Source organism: Acidovorax sp. (assembly GCF_022763525.1).
Taxonomy (GTDB): domain Bacteria; phylum Pseudomonadota; class Gammaproteobacteria; order Burkholderiales; family Burkholderiaceae_C; genus Acidovorax.
The window spans coordinates 1-16395 of the sequence record NZ_JALEGG010000200.1; the positions used below are offsets into that span (position 1 = coordinate 1).

Annotated in this window: 13 protein-coding genes; 5 read left to right on the forward strand and 8 right to left on the reverse strand. The window is 65.6% G+C overall.

Going from position 1 to position 16395, the window contains the following annotated elements; genetic code table 11:
- Positions 1 to 276: 276 nt before the first annotated feature.
- The 4 genes from dctP to MRY84_RS15665 all read left to right on the forward strand — a co-directional run bounded on the left by dctP (position 277) and on the right by MRY84_RS15665 (position 4562).
- Positions 277 to 1323, forward strand: a complete 1047-nt coding sequence (dctP, locus tag MRY84_RS15650) for a TRAP transporter substrate-binding protein DctP (RefSeq protein ID WP_291506633.1) — start codon at positions 277 to 279, stop codon at positions 1321 to 1323.
- A gap of 77 nt (positions 1324 to 1400) precedes the next feature.
- A complete protein-coding gene (locus MRY84_RS15655) occupies positions 1401 to 1931 on the forward strand; it encodes a TRAP transporter small permease subunit (protein ID WP_291506634.1) in 531 nt (176 codons plus the stop codon).
- On the forward strand, positions 1928 to 3244 hold the full coding sequence (locus MRY84_RS15660) for a TRAP transporter large permease subunit (protein WP_291506635.1): 1317 nt from the start codon (positions 1928 to 1930) through the stop codon (positions 3242 to 3244). Before MRY84_RS15655 ends, MRY84_RS15660 begins: the two co-directional genes overlap by 4 nt.
- Before the next feature lie 34 nt (positions 3245 to 3278).
- On the forward strand, positions 3279 to 4562 hold the full coding sequence (locus tag MRY84_RS15665) for a hydroxymethylglutaryl-CoA reductase, degradative (protein WP_291506636.1): 1284 nt from the start codon (positions 3279 to 3281) through the stop codon (positions 4560 to 4562).
- Between the two features lie 315 nt (positions 4563 to 4877).
- Here MRY84_RS15665 and MRY84_RS15670 read toward each other — a convergent pair whose 3' ends face one another.
- Complete coding sequence (locus tag MRY84_RS15670) at positions 4878 to 5240, reverse strand: MliC family protein (RefSeq protein ID WP_291506637.1); 363 nt, start codon at positions 5238 to 5240, stop codon at positions 4878 to 4880.
- A 498-nt stretch (positions 5241 to 5738) separates the two neighbouring features.
- Positions 5739 to 6194 (reverse strand): hypothetical protein, encoded by a 456-nt coding sequence (locus MRY84_RS15675; protein WP_291506638.1) that lies wholly within the window; start codon positions 6192 to 6194, stop codon positions 5739 to 5741.
- 115 nt (positions 6195 to 6309) lie between these two features.
- Here MRY84_RS15675 and MRY84_RS15680 point away from each other — a divergent pair, with 115 nt between their 5' ends.
- Positions 6310 to 6696, forward strand: a complete 387-nt coding sequence (locus MRY84_RS15680; protein ID WP_291506639.1) for a MerR family DNA-binding protein — start codon at positions 6310 to 6312, stop codon at positions 6694 to 6696.
- Positions 6697 to 6834: 138 nt separating this feature from the next.
- Here MRY84_RS15680 and MRY84_RS15685 read toward each other — a convergent pair whose 3' ends face one another.
- The 6 genes from MRY84_RS15685 to MRY84_RS15710 all read right to left on the reverse strand — a co-directional run.
- Positions 6835 to 8427: a SpoVR family protein gene (locus tag MRY84_RS15685; RefSeq protein WP_291506645.1), complete on the reverse strand. Its 1593-nt coding sequence runs from the start codon at positions 8425 to 8427 to the stop codon at positions 6835 to 6837.
- A 50-nt stretch (positions 8428 to 8477) separates the two neighbouring features.
- Entirely contained in the window at positions 8478 to 9743 is a 1266-nt protein-coding gene (locus MRY84_RS15690) for a YeaH/YhbH family protein (protein WP_291506640.1), read from the reverse strand.
- A gap of 269 nt (positions 9744 to 10012) precedes the next feature.
- The gene (locus MRY84_RS15695; protein ID WP_291506641.1) at positions 10013 to 11935 is read right to left on the reverse strand and encodes a PrkA family serine protein kinase; all 1923 of its coding nucleotides are present in this window, start codon (positions 11933 to 11935) and stop codon (positions 10013 to 10015) included.
- A 375-nt stretch (positions 11936 to 12310) separates the two neighbouring features.
- Positions 12311 to 13522: an FAD-dependent monooxygenase gene (locus MRY84_RS15700; RefSeq protein ID WP_291506642.1), complete on the reverse strand. Its 1212-nt coding sequence runs from the start codon at positions 13520 to 13522 to the stop codon at positions 12311 to 12313.
- Between the two features lie 163 nt (positions 13523 to 13685).
- Entirely contained in the window at positions 13686 to 16205 is a 2520-nt protein-coding gene (locus tag MRY84_RS15705; protein ID WP_291506643.1) for an EAL domain-containing protein, read from the reverse strand.
- Positions 16202 to 16395: EAL domain-containing protein (locus tag MRY84_RS15710; RefSeq protein WP_291506644.1), on the reverse strand; the 194-nt coding region annotated here is incomplete at its 5' end. The genes MRY84_RS15710 and MRY84_RS15705, both read right to left, overlap by 4 nt.

Here is a 16395-nt window from a genome sequence, read left to right on the forward strand (position 1 = left end):
CTGCCTTGTTCGATGGACTGCGCAATGCGGCGCGCCAGTGCTTCGACCTTGCTGTCGGGCGAAGCGTCTGCTTCTGGAGGGGGCATGGATTTCTCCCGATCTGCACCCCTGGAATGACGGGTACAGTTTTGTCATCTGTGCCTGAACTGTATCCATCCACCCCAGGCTTTGTCCATATACTTTTCGAACTCGCCCGCTGGCCCCTCTGCGCAACGGTCCGAGCCAACAACCCCACGGCGATGGGGCACGCATTCCAAACCAACCGGAGACAAACACATGGCAGACAAAGCCGTCCAAAGACGCACCCTCCTCCAATCCTCCCTGGCCGCAGCCGTTGCCGTGGGCGCCGCGGCGCCCCTGGCCAGCCACGCGCAGGCCACGGTCACCTGGCGCATGCAGGCGCTGTGGGACGGCGGCACCACGCCACAAAAGTTTGAAGAGCGTTTTGTGGCCCGTGTGGCAGAGCTGACCGGCGGCCGCTTCAAGATCAACCTGTTTGCGGCCGGGCAGATCGTGCCCGCTGCACAGGCGTTTGATGCCGTGCGCGGCGGCGCGTTTGAGCTGATGAAAACCTTCGACGGCTACGAGGCTGGCAAGATCCCTGCGTTTGCGTTCACCAGCACCATTCCCTTTGGCTTTGCCGAAAGCGATGAATATGAGGCCTGGTTCTACGAGCGCGGGGGGCTGGAGCTGGTGCGCCAGGCCTATGCGCCGGCCGGTCTGCACTACATCGCCCCCACGGTGTACGGCCAGGAGCCGCTGCATTCCAAAGTGCCAATCCGCAAGATCGCCGACCTGTCGGGCAAGAAAGGCCGCTTTGTGGGACTGGCCTCGGCCGTGATGGGCGCCATGGGCGTGTCGGTGACGCCGTTGCCCACGGGCGAGGTGTATTCGGCGCTGGACAAGGGCGTGATCGACATGGCCGACCGGGGCGACCTGACGGCCAACTTTGAAGCCGGGCTGGCCGAGGTGGCAAAGTTTGTGGTGGTGCCAGGATTCCACCAGCCCACCACCGCCACCAGCTACGTGGCCAACCGTGCGGCCTACGACAAGTTGCCCGCCGAGTTCAAGACGGCCCTGGCCGTCGCGGCGCGCGAAGTGTCCGCCGCGCTGCGCCAGCATATCCTGGTAAGCGATGCCACGGTGCTGGCCAAGTACCAGGCCAAGGGCTGCGAGATCATCCGCTTCAGCGCTGCGGATGTGGCCGCTGCACGGCCCAAGGCCATGGCCGCGTGGCGCACCGCCACCAAGGGCGATGCGCTGGCCACCAAGATCCTGGACAGCCAGGTGGCCTTCATGAAAGAACTGGGCCTGCTGGCCTGAACAGGGCTCGAAAGCCCGAGCTCCGGGTGCCCGCCATGGGCGCCCGGTGCACCTGCCATTGTCCCAAGGAGTCACCCATGCCGTCATGGCTCTCTGTCTCCACGTCGGCCATCACCACGCTCAACCGCTGGATCTTCCAGGCCACGGTGTGGCTGATGGCCATCGTGGTTCCCGTCATGCTCTACGAAGTCGCCGCACGCTATTTCTTCAACGCTCCCACCGTGTGGGGCATGGAGCTGGCCGTGCTGCTGTTCGGCCCCTACTTTCTGCTGGGCGGCCCGTACCTGCTGCACCTCAAGGGCCATGTGGCGCTCGACGTGGCACGCCAGCGCCTGAGCCCCGCATGGCAACGGCGGCTGGACCTGATGAACTTTCCCATCATCGTGCTGTTCTGCGCCATCCTGCTGTACTTCAGCGCACCCGCAGCCTACAGCGCCTTTACCTATCGCGAGACCAGCTTTTCAGCCTGGAACCCACCCATCTGGCCGGTGAAGGCCGCCGTGCCGCTGGCACTGGCGCTGATGCTGCTGCAGGCCGTGGTGGAGTTCTTTCGCACGCTGTATGGCGAAGCGCCCGTTGACGTGTCCTCTGCGGAGGCCCACCCATGACCTCCAACATGATCCTGGTGCTGATGTTCGGCAGCCTCACGCTGTTCATGCTCACCGGTCTGCCCATTGCCTTTGTGCTGGGCGGCCTGTCGCTGCTGTTCACCGTGACGCTGTGGGAGCCCAACGCGGTCATCGTGCTGGTGCTGCAGATCTTCGACACGATGAAGTCCGAGGCGCTGCTCGCGATCCCGCTGTTCATCCTGATGGCCTGCATCCTGCAGCGCTCGGGCGTCATCGAAGACCTGTACCGCGCGATGGAGCTGTGGTTTGGGCGCTTGAAAGGCGGGTTGGCCATCGGCACCGTCATCATCTGCGTGGTGATGGCGGCCATGACCGGCGTGGTAGGTGCCGCCGTGACGGCCATGGGCATCCTTGCCCTGCCAGAGATGCTGCGGCGCGGCTACAAGCCCGAGCTGGCGCTAGGCACGATCTGCGCGTCGGGCACGCTGGGTATCCTGATCCCGCCGTCGGTGCTGACCATCGTGTACGCCGTCACGGCCCAGATATCCATCGGCCAGATGCTGATTGCAGGCATCGTGCCGGGCCTCATCCTGGCCACGCTGTACATCGCCTACATCATCGTGGTGGGCTGGGTGAAGCCCGAGTGGGTGCCCCTGGACCCCAGCACCCGCAAGGCACCGCTGCGCGAAAAGCTGGTGGCACTGAAGGCCCTGGTGATACCCGCCATGCTGATCGTGATGATCCTGGGCTCGATCTTCTTCGGCATCGCGACACCGACCGAGTCTGCTGCGGTAGGCGTGGCCGGAGCGCTGCTGCCCAGCCTTATCAAGCGCCGGTGGGAGCGCGGCATGCTGCGCGGCGCAGCGACCGATGCACTGAAAGCCACGGCGATGATCCTGTGGATCACGCTGGGTGCCAAGGCTTATGTGGCCATCTTCACGGGTCTGGGCGGGGCGGACACGCTGCTGCAGTTCATCCAGGGGCTGGACGTGAACCGCTGGCTCATCCTGGCGGCCATGATGCTGTTGCTGGTGTTCCTGGGCACGGTGCTGGACGAGCTGGGGATCATCCTGCTTACGGTGCCAGTGTTCCTGCCCATCGTGCGGCTGCTGGGCTTTGACGAGCTGTGGTTTGGCGTGCTCTACGCCATCACCATCCAGATGGGCTACATCAGCCCGCCATTTGGCTACACGCTGTTCTACATCAAGGGGACGCTGCCCAGCCACATCGGCATGAACGCCGTGTACTGGGGCATCTTGCCGTTCTTCGGGCTGCAGTTCGTCGGCCTGCTCATCTGCGCGGCATTCCCCGACCTGGTCACCTACCTGCCCCGCCTGATGGCGGCGCGCTGAGCCGCTTGTTCACCCATTTATCCCAAACACTTCCATGACTTCCACCGCACACCCCACCAGCCGCATCGGCGGTTTTCACAAGCTCGCCATTCCCGCACGCATCGACGCCGTGGCCCAGTTTGCGGGCCTTGGCGACGACGACAAGGCCCACCTGCTGAACACCGGCAACCTGCCTGCCGAGCTGGCCGACCACCTCATCGAGAACGTCATCGGCACGATGAACATCCCCGTGGGCATTGCCACCAACATGAAGATCGACGGGCGGGACCGGCTGATCCCCATGGCCACCGAAGAATCGTCCGTGGTGGCCGCGGTGTGCAACGCGGCACGCCAGTGCTACGACAACGGCGGTTTCGTCACCTCGATGTCGGGCACGGAGATGATTGCGCAGATCCAGCTCACGCAGGTGTCTGACCCGCAGCACGCGCGCATCCGCATCCTGGAGCACAAGGAAGACATCCGCACGCTGTGCGATGCCTGCGACCCCATCCTCGTCAAGCTGGGCGGCGGCTTCCGCGACCTGGAGGTTCGGGTGATCGCGACACGGGGCGGCACCATGGTGATCACCCACCTCATCGTGGACACCCGCGACGCCATGGGCGCCAACGCCGTCAACACCATGGCCGAAAAGATTGCACCGCAGATTGCGGCATGGACGGGCGGGCAGACCAACCTGCGCATCCTGTCAAACCTGGCCGACAGGCGCCTGGCGCGTGCGCGCTGCGTGTGGCGCACGGCCGACATCGGCGGCGAGGCGGTGCGCGACGGCATGGTGGCGGCCTACCACTTTGCGGCGGCTGACCCCTACCGCGCCGCCACGCACAACAAGGGCATCATGAACGGCGTGAGCGCCGTGGTGCTGGCCACCGGCAACGACACGCGCGCGGTAGAAGCCGGTGCCCACGCTTACGCCGCACGCAGCGGCCACTACACCAGCCTGACGACCTGGGAGATCACCAACAGCGGCGACCTGGCCGGCTCCATCGAACTGCCCATGGCCGTGGGCCTGGTGGGCGGCGCGACCAAACTGCACCCTACGGCCAAGACCGCGCTCAGAATTCTGGGCGTCACGTCGGCCCGAGAGCTGGCCCAGATCATTGCCGCGGTGGGCTTGGCCCAGAACTTCTCGGCGATGAAGGCCCTGGCCACCACCGGCATCCAGAAAGGCCACATGGCTTTGCACGCCCAGAATATCGCGATGATGGCTGGCGCCGTGGGCGATGAAATTGACCGCGTGGCGCAGGTGCTGGTGGCGCAGGGCACGGTGCGCATCGACGTGGCCGAGGCAGAACTGCTGCGGCTGCGCGGCAGCATCTGACCTCGCTTGCACGGCGCAATCGCCAGTCAAACCACGTCTGCGCGCCCGGCAGAATGAAGGATCTTGCAGCTCAACCCATGCAAAACAGCTGGCAGCGCCCTATCCGCAAGCGCTTACAGCTATCTTTTCAGGAGCATTGACTACATGTGCCTGCCAGCCAGCGTCGTTCACAACCAGCAGAAAGAACGGCGGCACAACGGTTTGCGCAGCGTTGTCCCCAAGGGCGTTTCGCGGCTTGCAGACAGCCGGGAAAACGGCGGACAGTGTTCCACGCCGCCAGAGAAAACCGGTCGCGGGGTCCGGTCTACCATCAGATTACTTTCCGCCCGCCACCAGCATGGGGCGATTGCTGCGGCACCAGATCGGTGCCAGGTGGCCAATCTGGATGGTCAATTCATTACCCTTGCCGAGCACCGTAGTGGGGCCGTTGCTGAAGGCGTAGCCGGTTTCAGCAACTTGTTTGGGCAGCTCAACCGTCCAGCCACTGCGCCGCAGCACGCTGCGGCCTTGCTCGGGGTAGAACTGCATCTCCACCTTTTCGCCATTGCCGCAGGCGAATTGCATGCTGCCGCTATCCGTGGGCTCGCCAAAAGACTGCATCACGGGGGGAGCGCTCGCACATCCGGCCATCAACAGCGTTGCCAGCGCACCTGAACACAGCGGAACCATTTTCTTCATCCGTCACTCCTGAGCAGCGATGTGCACTGCGGCCCACGCCCCAACCTGCGAACTGCAAGCTGCCTGGGCAACCAACCTCCGGGACCACTCGGGTCACTGGGGGACTGGCGACGCTCCAAGCACAAACCTTGCCACCTACCCACTGCAGGCGAGAAGCTGAAATCCCAAGGCGTTTCAGCCGCGCTTCACGCACTGCGCAAGGCATGGCCATGAGAGTGCCGCACGCCCCCTCCGCCGTCGATTGGGGTGATCCCCACATCGAGAGGCCCCTCTAAAGTCTGCCGCCGCCCCGTGGCGGGTTGATGACGGCACCGGGGCGTTGATTTCCTCCCACATTCGCTGCACAGGTCATCGCAATGCACCAGCGCGAAGCTCGATTACCAACGGCTGGGCACCAAAACACCACTGGCATGAGGCCAGAGGCGTGCCCGGGGCGCGGGCTCCGGACATACCCTTATCCGTCCCCCGCAGCCAGCCCGCAGGGGCACAAGCGCTCGCTCAAGCACTCGCCGCTTGCAGCGCACTGCCGCCCCACACAGGGGCCGCGCCTGCCACGCGCCACCACTGCAACACGCCAAACAGCACTTCCAACACCGTGAAGCCCAGCACGATTGCGTTGGCGCCCTGGACCACGGCGTAGATCTGCCAGGCCGCGAAGAGGAACCGCGCCACGCCATCCAGGCGTCCGAGCAGCAGGGTGGGCGCGGCAATGCGCGCAATCGACCACACAACCACCACCGAGCCCAGCAGATTGGCCAGCAGCATGGCAGTGGCATCGAGCGGGCGCATGGTGCCCGGCAGGCCCAGCGAGGCCGCCAGCAGGCCCAGTTGGACATACAGCCAGGCAAAGGTCCATGGCAGCACGAAAGGCCAAGTCACCAGCAGGTCATACCAGCCGCTGGCGCGCACGATGCGCAGGTAACGGGGAGCAGAAAAGGACGCGAGAAAGCTCATGACGCAAGAACCTTGGGTAAAAAAGAAGAAGACCCGAGGTTCACCCCTGAAGTACGCTTCAGGGTCAAGCCACCGTCAGCGGTGGCATTGTTTTCACGCCACAAGGAGAGTCCCCATGCTGATCGGAGAACTCGCCGCCACTTCCGGACTGAGCCGCGAGGCCCTGCGCTTTTACGAGCAGCAAGGCCTGATTCGCTCGCGGCGCCTGGCCAACGGTTACCGAGACTATCCGGCCGAGGCAGCGATGCTGGTGCAGTACATCCGCACCGCGCAGCAACTGGGTTTCACGCTGGCTGAGATTGGCGACCGCCTGCCGGCCATCTGGGACGCCAGCGATCCCGGCCCAGCGCTGGCGCAGGTGCTGGCACTCAAGCTGCAGGAAATTGACGCGCGCATCGCCGCGCTGCAAGTGCTGCGCCAGACGCTGGCCGAGCGCGTGGCGACAGACTGTCCGTTGCGCGCACGCACGGCGGCGACCCCATCCGCGCTCGCGGCTGCGTGAGCGGTCCCCTGCCCCATCGCCCGCGGGACCGGACCGCTTGCCGACTTCAGAGAAAATTGGCCGCAGCGCTGATCCAATCAGCGCATTACGCTATTAAATCAATAGCATATCGGCACGCCCGCGGCTGTGGCAACCTAGTCACGCGGCCGAGGGGGCCACCGTGTGCAGCAGCACCGGGTTGTTGCCGTAGGCGTCCACGCTTTCGATCTGCACGCCAAAGCCCCACAGCCGCGCCACGTGCCTGAGCACCTCTGGCGTGTCGTCACCCAGCGGGCGGCCCTGGAACTGGGTGTGGCGCAGGGTCAGGCTGCGGTCGCCGCGCAGGTTGACGTTCCACACCTGGATGTTGGGCTCGCGGGTGCCCAGGTCGTATTGCTGTGACAGCATCTGGCGCAGGCCGCGGTAACCGTTCTCGTCGTGGATTTCGCTGACCACCAGTTCGCGCTCGTTGGCGTCGTCGTGCACGGCAAACAAGCGCATCTCGCGCATCAGGTGCGGGCTCAGGTACTGGCCGATGAAGCTCTCGTCCTTGAAATTGCGCATCGCATGGTCGAGCGCCGGCAGCCACGGCGTGCCAGCGATGTCGGGGAACCAGAGCCGGTCTTCCGGCGTGGGGCTCTGGCAGATGCGCTGGATGTCGCGGTACATGGCAAACCCGAGCGCATAGGGGTTGATGCCGCTGTAGGCGCGGTGCCCCACCGGCGGCTGATAGATGACGTTGGTGTGCGAGCCCAGCCATTCGATCATCACTCCGTCGCTGAGGTAACCCTCGTCGTACAGCGTGGTGAGCAGCGTGTAATGCCAGAACGTGGCCCAGCCTTCGTTCATCACCTGCGTCTGCCGCTGGGGGTAGAAATACTGGGCGATCTTGCGCACGATGCGCACCACCTCGCGTTGCCAGGGCTCCAGGAGCGGGGCGTTCTTTTCAATGAAGTACAGAATGTTTTCCTGCGGCTCCTGCGGAAAGCGGTTGTTCTCCTGCGCCGCGCCTTCCTTGCCGGGGCGCGTGGGCAGCGTGCGCCACAGCTCGTTCACCTGTTGCTGGGCATAGGCTTCGCGCTGCTCGCGCTCCAGCCGCTCGCGCGCTAGGCTTTTCTTGGACGGGCGGCGATAGCGGTCCACGCCAAAGTTGGCCAGCGCGTGACAGGAGTCGAGCAGCCGCTCCACTTCGTCTGCGCCATAGCGCTCCTCGCACTGGGCCACATAGTCCTTGGCGTACACCAGGTAGTCGATGATGGAGGACGCATCCGTCCACATGCGGAACAGGTAGTTGCCCTTGAAGAAGCTGTTGTGCCCGTAGGCCGCATGCGCAATCACCAGCGCCTGCATGGCGGTGGTGTTTTCCTCCATCAGGTAGCTGATGCAGGGGTTGGCGTTGATGACGATCTCATAGGCCAGCCCCATGTGCCCGCGGCGGTAGCGCCGCTCGGTGGCGAGGAACTCCTTGCCGTAGCTCCAGTGCCGATAGTTCACCGGCATGCCCACGCTGGAGTAGGCGTCCATCATCTGCTCGGCGGTGATGATCTCGAGCTGGTTGGGGTAGGTGTCCAGGCCGAAGCGCTCGGCCGTGGCGGCAATGGCGGCGTGGTAGCGCTCGATCAGCTCGAAGGTCCAGTCGCTCGGATCGGGCAGCGGCTCGGCAGGCCGCGCACCGGCCGGCAGGGGTTGCGCGGGCACCGTGCGCTGGCGGCGCTCGCCCACCACCGCGGTTTTCCACGGGTTGTCGCGCATGCGGCGTTCCAGCACGGGGTAGTGCGCCATGTTGTGCGCCGTGTGGTCAGTCATGCCAACGCCCCTTCCTTCTTGAACAGTTCGCGGAACACGGGGTAGATGTCGCTGGGCTGCGATACCTTGCGCATGGCGAAATGGGGGTTCACGGGCAGCAACTGGCTGTACTCCTGCCAGAGGTTCTGCTCTTCCTCGGCCACCTGCACATACGCAAAGTAGCGCACCAGCGGCAATATCTTGTCGGCCAGCAGGTTGCGGCAGTTGCCGCTGTCGTTGGTGAAGTTGTCACCGTCGCTCGCCTGCGCCACGTAGATGTTCCAGTCGCCGGTGGGGTAGCGCGCGCGGATGATCTGGTCGAGCAGCACCAGTGCGCTGCTGACCACCGTACCGCCGCTTTCGGTGGAGTGAAAGAACTGCTCCTCGCTCACCTCGGCCGCCTGCGTGTGGTGGCGGATGAACACGATGTCGATGGTCTCGTAGTGCCGCGTGAGAAACAAGTAAAGCAGAATGAAGAAGCGCTTGGCCAGGTCCTTGCGCGCCTCGTCCATGGAGCCGGAAACGTCCATCAGGCAGAACATCACCGCCTGGCTGCTCGGCACCGGCACCTGCACGCGGGCGCGAAAACGCAGGTCGATGGGGTCGAGGTAAGGAATCCGCCCCACGCGCTCCTTGAGCAGATCGATGCGGTGCTGCAGCTCGGCCACCGCTTCGCTGGTGCCGTCGTCCTGCGCCAGCAGGGCATCCAGCTCTTGCTGCAGCGCCAGTTGCTCGCGGTGGGCCGACTTGCCCAGTGCAATGCGCCGCCCGAGTGCTCCGCGCATGGTGCGCAGCACCGCCAGGTTGTTGGGAATGCCATCCTGGCTGTAACCGGCGCGCCGCGACTTCCACTGCGGGTTCTCGCCAATGTGGGTGCGCAGAAGGTGCGGCAGCGCCAGGTCTTCAAAGAAGAGCTGCATGAACTCCTCCTTGGTCAGCGTGAAGGTGAAATCATCCTCCCCTTCGCCACTGTCGCTGGCTTGCGACCCGCGCCCGCCCCCGCCCTGGGGGCGCTCGATGCGATCGCCGCGCACATGCTCTGCATTGCCGGGGTGCACCATGTCGCGGATGCCGCCCTGGCCGTGGTGGAACACCGGTTCACTGATGTCCTTGCGTGGAATGGTGATGTTCTCGGCCTGCTCGATCTCGCGAATGCCCCGCTGCGAGACGGCACGGCGCACGCTGTCCGCGATCTGCTCCTTGAAGCGGCGGACAAAGCGCTCGCGGTTGCCGACCGACTTGTTCTTGCCTGCGAGCCTGCGGTCGATGATCTGCAGTGCCATTTTTTAGCCCTCGTGTGGCCACCAACCTCTGCCTCTGCCCACCCCCCATGTCCGCGCGGGCAGCCGCGCCGGGGCCGCCCCGGCTGCGCAGCAGCGTTTCACTTGCGTGCGCTGGCTGCGTCCCCCTTCCCGAATGGCGCAGCCGTGCGAGAGAAGGGGCTGAGGGCCGCGGCTCTGAGCCTGCCTGCGCAGGCTTGGACGTGCCCGACGAGCCGCCGCTTCCGACGGCGGCACCGAGGCGCGCAGCGACTCAGGGAGTTGCACCATATCTAGCTGCTCTTGCGTACGCGCAGGTACCACTCGCACAGCAGGCGTACCTGCTTGGGTGTGTAGCCCTTGTCCACCATGCGCGTCACAAAATCCTCGTGCTTGCGCGCTTCCTCGGCACTGGCCTTGGCGTTGAAGCTGATGACGGGCAGCAACTCCTCGGTGTTGGAGAACATCTTCTTCTCAATCACGAGGCGCAGCTTCTCGTAGCTCGTCCAGCTCGGGTTCTGGCCCTGGTTGTTGGCTCGGGCGCGCAACACGAAGTTGACGATCTCGTTGCGGAAATCCTTGGGGTTGGCGATGCCCGCGGGCTTCTCGATCTTCTCGAGCTCGGCGTTGAGCGCGCTGCGGTCGAACACCTCGCCGGTGTCGGTGTCGCGGTACTCGTTGTCCTGGATCCAGTAGTCGGCGTAGGTGACGTAGCGGTCGAAGATGTTCTGGCCGTACTCGCTGTAGCTCTCAAGATACGCGGTCTGGATCTCCTTGCCGATGAACTCCGCATAGCGCGGCGAAAGGAATTCCTTGATGTAGCTGGTGTACTTGGTCTCCAGCTCGGCGGGAAACTGCTCGCGCTCGATCTGCTGCTCCAGCACGTACATCAGGTGCACGGGGTTGGCAGCCACCTCGGCACTATCGAAGTTGAAGACGCGGGACAGGATCTTGAACGCGAAGCGCGTGGAGATGCCGGTCATGCCCTCATCCACACCTGCGTAATCGCGGTACTCCTGGTAGCTCTTGGCGCGCGGGTCGGTGTCTTTGAGGCTCTCGCCATCGTACACCTGCATCTTGCTGAAGATGCTGGAGTTCTCAGGCTCCTTCAGGCGCGTGAGCACGGCAAACTGCGACATCATCTTGAGCGTGCCCGGCGCGCACACGGCGTTGCCCAGCGAAGACTCGCGGATCAGCTTTTCGTAGATGCGGATCTCCTCGCTGACGCGCAGGCAGTACGGCACCTTGACGATGTAGATACGGTCGAGGAACGCCTCGTTGTTCTTGTTGTTGCGGAACGCCTTCCACTCGCTCTCGTTGCTGTGGGCCAGCACCACGCCGTCAAACGGGATGGCCCCGAAGCCTTCGGTGCCTTTGTAGTTACCCTCCTGCGTGGCGGTGAGCAACGGGTGCAGCACCTTGATTGGCGCCTTGAACATCTCCACGAATTCGAGAAGGCCCTGGTTGGCCAGGCACAGGCCGCCGCTGTAGCTGTAGGCGTCGGTGTCGTCCTGCGCAAAGGTCTCGAGCTTGCGGATGTCCACCTTGCCCACGAGGCTGGAGATGTCCTGGTTGTTCTCATCGCCTGGCTCGGTCTTGGCGATCCCGACTTGCTTCAAGATGCTGGGGTAGCGCTTGACCACGCGAAACTGCCGGATGTCGCCACCGAATTCTTCGAGGCGCTTGACGGCCCAGGGCGAGAGCACGCGCTGCAGGTAGCGCCGGGGGATACCGAATTGCTGCTCCAGCACGGGGCCGTCCTCCAGCGCATCGAACAGGCCCAGTGGAGATTCGTTCACCGGCGAACCCTTGAGCGCATAGAACGGCACCTTCTGCATCAGGTGCTTGAGGCGTTCGGCGATGGAGCTCTTGCCCCCGCCCACGGGGCCCAGCAGATACAGGATCTGCTTGCGCTCCTCCAGCCCCTGCGCGGCGTGCCGGAAGAAGCTCACCACCTGCTCGATGGAGTCCTCCATGCCGTAGAACTCGGCGAACGCGGGGTAGCGTTTGATGACCTTGTTGGCAAAGATGCGCGAGAGGCGCGGATCATTGCGCGTGTCCACCATCTCGGGCTCGCCAATGGCGGCCAGCATGCGCTGGGCGGCAGTGGCGTAGGCCATGGGGTCACGCTTGCACTCGGCGAGGTACTCGTCGATCGACATTTCCTCTTCACGGCTACGGGCGTAGCGCGCGGCGAAATTGCTGATGGCATCCATACGACCTCCTGTAGCAGCACTCCCGGACGGAGCCCGGAAAATGCTGCGGCGTTGCATTCGGAATCGCTATCGGGCTTCATCCTTTGTAGCACCACGGCCTGCGCTTGAACAGCGAATTCGTGGATGTGTCCGTTGCCTTTTTGACGCTTTGCACACATGCGGGTAGAGCGTGGCACACTGCACAAAGTTCGCCCCGCACCGCGTTTGCAGGGGTTGCCCCGGATAGGGAATATCCTGACAACCCGGACTGGCTGCCAATGCCCACAGGCGGGCGGTGCAGATGTCGGTGCCACGCCCAGGCTCCGCTGTGCATGGGCGGCACACGGCACTGTGCGCAACGGTGGCGCGCATCGCTGCCCCTTGGCTGGCTTCACCTCACAGCGAACTGGCGCTGGAGCCATCGCCCCGGTACAGCCAGGGCACATCCAGCACCCGCTCACCCAACAGGCGCAGCGCCGCATCCCGCCCCCAGCGCACCGGCCCCGTCGCATGAAAAATGCGCCCATTGCGGATGGATCGCGCCTGCACCCGGGCGTTGCGCTGCCAGCGGTTGAGGGCGTAGCGCCGAAGGCGCAACTGCACGTCCAGATCATGCATGGACAGCGCGCGCTGCAGCTCGGCCGCGTCTTCGATGGCCATGCCGGCACCCTGGGCCAGGTAGGGGCGCATGGGGTGTGCCGCGTCGCCCAGCAGCGCCACCAGGCCGCGCGCCATCTCGTCGGCGCTGCGCACCGGCGGACGGTCACACAGGGGCCACAGGCGCCAGCCGGGGCCGCCAGCGGCGCTCACGCTGCGCACCACATCCTGCAGCGCCGTACAGGTACCTTGCAAGGCGTGCTCCAGGTCGGCGGCATTGGCCCCATGGTCCCAGTTCTCCAGGTCCTGCGGCGCAGGGCCTTGCACGATGACCACCAGGTTCTGCCATTCGCCGCGGCGCACGGGGTACTGCACGGCATGCAGGCGCGGCCCCAGCCAGGCCGTGACCTGCGCGGTGCGCAATGCGCCGGGCAGCGCCTGCTGCGGCACCAGCGCGCGGTAGGCGAGGTGGCCCGTCACCCGCGGGGCCACCGCGCCCAGCAACTGCGTGCGCGTGCGGCTCCACAGACCATCGGCGCCAATCAGCGCATCCCCTTCCACCTCCTTGCCACGGCTGGTGCGCACCGTGACCACGCCATCGTCCGGCATAAAACGTTCGATGGCCTGCTCCAGGTTCAGCTGCACATCGGTGGACTCGGTGACAGCAGTCAACAGCACGCCATGCAGGTCGGCGCGATGGATGGTGGCGTAGGCCGCGCCATAGCGCTCGACCGCCGTCGCGCCCAGCGACAGCGCTGCCAACTCCCGGCCGGTCACGGCATTGCGCACCTGCAGTCGGCTGGGGAAGGCCGCCACGGCTTGCAAGGGCTGCTGAAGGCCCCAGGCCTGCAGGCGGCGCACCACGTTGGGCCCGATCTGCACGCCTGCACCGACCTCGCTGAACGCTGGGGCGCGCTCAAACAGACGCACATCCCACCCCGCGCGCGAGGCGCCTAACGCGGCGGCCAAGCCCCCAATGCCGCCCCCGGCGACCAGCACCTGCTTCTTCATGGCTGCCCCACCCCCGCCCAAATGAGAGTCATCGGGAGTCGGGGCGCGCGCAGGAGGCAGGGTGGGCGAGGTTGGGGTGTCGTGCTCATGCGCGCATTGTGCAGCGCTCCCGCGGGACGCCGTTTGCCGCGGCGCAACGAGAGAAAGCGGCCCAACGCAGTGTTCAAACTGCCGGCCGCAGGGCACGCTCCAGCACCTGGGCGGGCATGGGGCGGCCGAACAGGTAGCCCTGGTAGGCGTTGCAGCCGTGGCGCTTCAAGAATTCCAGCTGGCCCGTGGTTTCCACGCCCTCGGCCACCACCGCCAGGTCCAGGCTTTGCGCCAGGGCGAGGATGGTGCGCACAATGGCCGCATCGTTGGGGTCGGTCTGGAGGTCGCGCACGAAGCCCTGGTCGATCTTGAGTTGGTCCAGCGGCAGGCGCTTGAGATAGCTCAAGCTGGAGTAGCCCGTGCCGAAGTCGTCCAGCGAGAACCCCACGCCGTAGCGCCGCAGGTGCTCCATGCGTGCGATCACGTCTTCCACGTCGGCCAGCAGCAGGCTTTCGGTCAGCTCCAGCTTCAGCCGCTCGGGGTTGGCACCGCTGACGTGCAGGGCGCTCAACACTTGTTCGACAAAGTCAGGCTGGCGGAACTGCCGCACGCTCACGTTGACCGAGAGGAAGAACTGCCGCGTGAGCGCGCTGCGCGACCACGCCACGAGCTGCGCGCACGCCGCCTCCAGGACCCACTGGCCGATGGGCAGGATCAACCCCGTCTGCTCTGCCAGGGGGATGAATTCCGCCGGTGAACCCAGCCCCCGCTGCGGGTGCATCCACCGCACCAGCGCTTCAGCCCCCAGGAGCCGGCCCTTGCCGTCGACCACCGGCTGGTAGTACAGCACCAGCTCCTTGTCGTGCAGGCCTCTGCGCAGGTCCGCCTCCAGCGCCGAGCGGGTGCTCACGGCCGCCTGCATTTCGGGGTCGAAGAAGCGCTGGGTGTTGCGCCCGGCAGCCTTGGCCTGGTACATGGCCAGGTCCGCGTGCTTGAGCAGTTCGTCCACATTGCAGCTGTGCTGGCCAAACAGCGCAATGCCAATGCTGGGGGTGCTGTGGTGGCTGGCCTCGCCCAGGACATAGGGCTTGCCCAGCGTGGTGGCAATGTGGCTGGCCACCAGCGCCGCCTCTGCGCTGGCCTGCGGGTCTTCGCCACTCAGGCCCTCCACCAGCACCACGAACTCATCGCCGCCGAAGCGCGCGACCGTGTCTGCCTCGCGCACGCAGCCCTTCAGGCGCTGGGCCACCTGCACCAGCAGCTGGTCGCCGATGTCATGGCCCAGGGTGTCGTTGAGGTCCTTGAAGTTGTCCAGGTCGATGAACAGCAGGGCGCCCTGCGCGCCCGAGCGCACGGCCGCCGCCATGGCATGTTGCAGCCGGTCCACCAGCAATCGGCGGTTGGGCAGGCCGGTGAGCACGTCGTAGAAAGCCAGACGTTCGATCTGGCTTTCCACCTGCTTGCGCTCCGTGATGTCGCGCCCCACGCCGCGGTAGCCGCGCAGCGTGCCGTCGGCCTCGAACACCGGCACGCCGCTCACGGAGATCCAGTGCATGCTGCCGTCCGGGCGCTGGCGCTGAAGCTCCAGGTCGCGGAACGGCTGGTGCGCTGCCAACACAGCGCGGTGCGCGGCCCAGTCTGCTTCCGTCATGTTGAGTGCGCCGATCTCCCAGCGGGTGCGGCCCATCACGCTCGACAGGGGTATGCCATTGACGCTCAGATCGCCTGCCAGCTGCACGAAGCGGCCCTCGGCATCATGCTCCCAGTACCAGTCGGATGACAGGTCGGAGAGCGATCGAAACCGCGCCTCGCTCTCGCGCAGCTCGTTTTCCACCCGCACATAGTCGCTCACGTCGGTGAAAGTGCGCACGATGCCCCCATCGGGCAGCGTGGCGGAGGTGCGGACTTCAAAAGTCCGCCCATCCGGGGTGGTGCGCCAATACACGGGCGGTGCGGGCTGCACCGCGCCCCCGGCGACGTAGCCTCTCCCGCGGTGGTCCACCTGCGAGTAGTTCTGCCCGAAATCGCCCCGCTCGGCCTGCAGGCGCGTGAGCTCTGCCAGCGTGGGGCGCGTGGCCATCAGCGATTCCGGCAGGTTCAGCAGCTCCAGTACGCGCTCGTTGTACACGGTGATGCGCCCGTCTGCGCTGGTCTTGAAGATGCCCTGGCTCATGTGGGCCAGCGTGGCTTGGAGCGCCGAGCGCTGCTCCTGCAGCATGGTCAGCGCCTCCTGCCAGATGCGCTCGTCCACCATGCCCACGACGTGCGCTGGCGTGTCGGGCTGCCGCTGCATCAGCGCCTCCAGCCGGTGCAGCAGCTCGCCCAGGTGGGCGGTGCCATCCGCATCGCGCAGCACATAGTCACCCAAGCCGCAGCGGAACGCGCGCGCGGCCAGTGCCTCCTGCGCGGGCTCGATGCACAGCAGCACGGGGCGCCCCGCACACAGTTCGAGCACGCTGGGCAGCTCCTGCACGCCCGGCTTCAGGCACAGCACCACCGCCTGCCACGCCTGGGAGGCCAGCGGCGCCAGCGCGGTCTCGGGCGTGGGGCTGTGAACAACGCGCCACGCGGGGTGGTTCTGCGTGATGAGCTTGCGCGCGGCCGCGGCGTGCCGCGTGTCGCTATCCACCCACAACACGGCGGTCCCGCTCATGGTCCGCCCCCTTCGCCTTCCAACGGCGCCAAATGCAACTCGCTTGCGAACATTTCAACGGGCCCGGGCCGCCCAAACAGATACCCCTGAAACGCCTCGCAGCCATGCAGCCGCAAGAACGTCAGCTGCCCAGCCGTCTCCACCCCCTCGGCCACCACCTGCAGGTCCAGGCTGTGCGCCAGCGCCAGGA

Excerpts from the sequence above, each read along its gene's own strand:
- dctP (WP_291506633.1), top strand. The coding sequence starts at position 277 with ATGGCAGACAAAGCCGTCCAAAGACGCACCCTCCTCCAATCCTCCCTG.
- MRY84_RS15655 (WP_291506634.1), top strand. The coding sequence starts at position 1,401 with ATGCCGTCATGGCTCTCTGTCTCCACGTCGGCCATCACCACGCTCAAC.
- MRY84_RS15660 (WP_291506635.1), top strand. The coding sequence starts at position 1,928 with ATGACCTCCAACATGATCCTGGTGCTGATGTTCGGCAGCCTCACGCTG.
- MRY84_RS15665 (WP_291506636.1), top strand. The coding sequence starts at position 3,279 with ATGACTTCCACCGCACACCCCACCAGCCGCATCGGCGGTTTTCACAAG.
- MRY84_RS15670 (WP_291506637.1), bottom strand. The coding sequence starts at position 5,240 with ATGAAGAAAATGGTTCCGCTGTGTTCAGGTGCGCTGGCAACGCTGTTG.
- MRY84_RS15675 (WP_291506638.1), bottom strand. The coding sequence starts at position 6,194 with ATGAGCTTTCTCGCGTCCTTTTCTGCTCCCCGTTACCTGCGCATCGTG.
- MRY84_RS15680 (WP_291506639.1), top strand. The coding sequence starts at position 6,310 with ATGCTGATCGGAGAACTCGCCGCCACTTCCGGACTGAGCCGCGAGGCC.
- MRY84_RS15685 (WP_291506645.1), bottom strand. The coding sequence starts at position 8,427 with ATGCGCGACAACCCGTGGAAAACCGCGGTGGTGGGCGAGCGCCGCCAG.
- MRY84_RS15690 (WP_291506640.1), bottom strand. The coding sequence starts at position 9,743 with ATGGCACTGCAGATCATCGACCGCAGGCTCGCAGGCAAGAACAAGTCG.
- MRY84_RS15695 (WP_291506641.1), bottom strand. The coding sequence starts at position 11,935 with ATGGATGCCATCAGCAATTTCGCCGCGCGCTACGCCCGTAGCCGTGAA.
- MRY84_RS15700 (WP_291506642.1), bottom strand. The coding sequence starts at position 13,522 with ATGAAGAAGCAGGTGCTGGTCGCCGGGGGCGGCATTGGGGGCTTGGCC.
- MRY84_RS15705 (WP_291506643.1), bottom strand. The coding sequence starts at position 16,205 with ATGAGCGGGACCGCCGTGTTGTGGGTGGATAGCGACACGCGGCACGCC.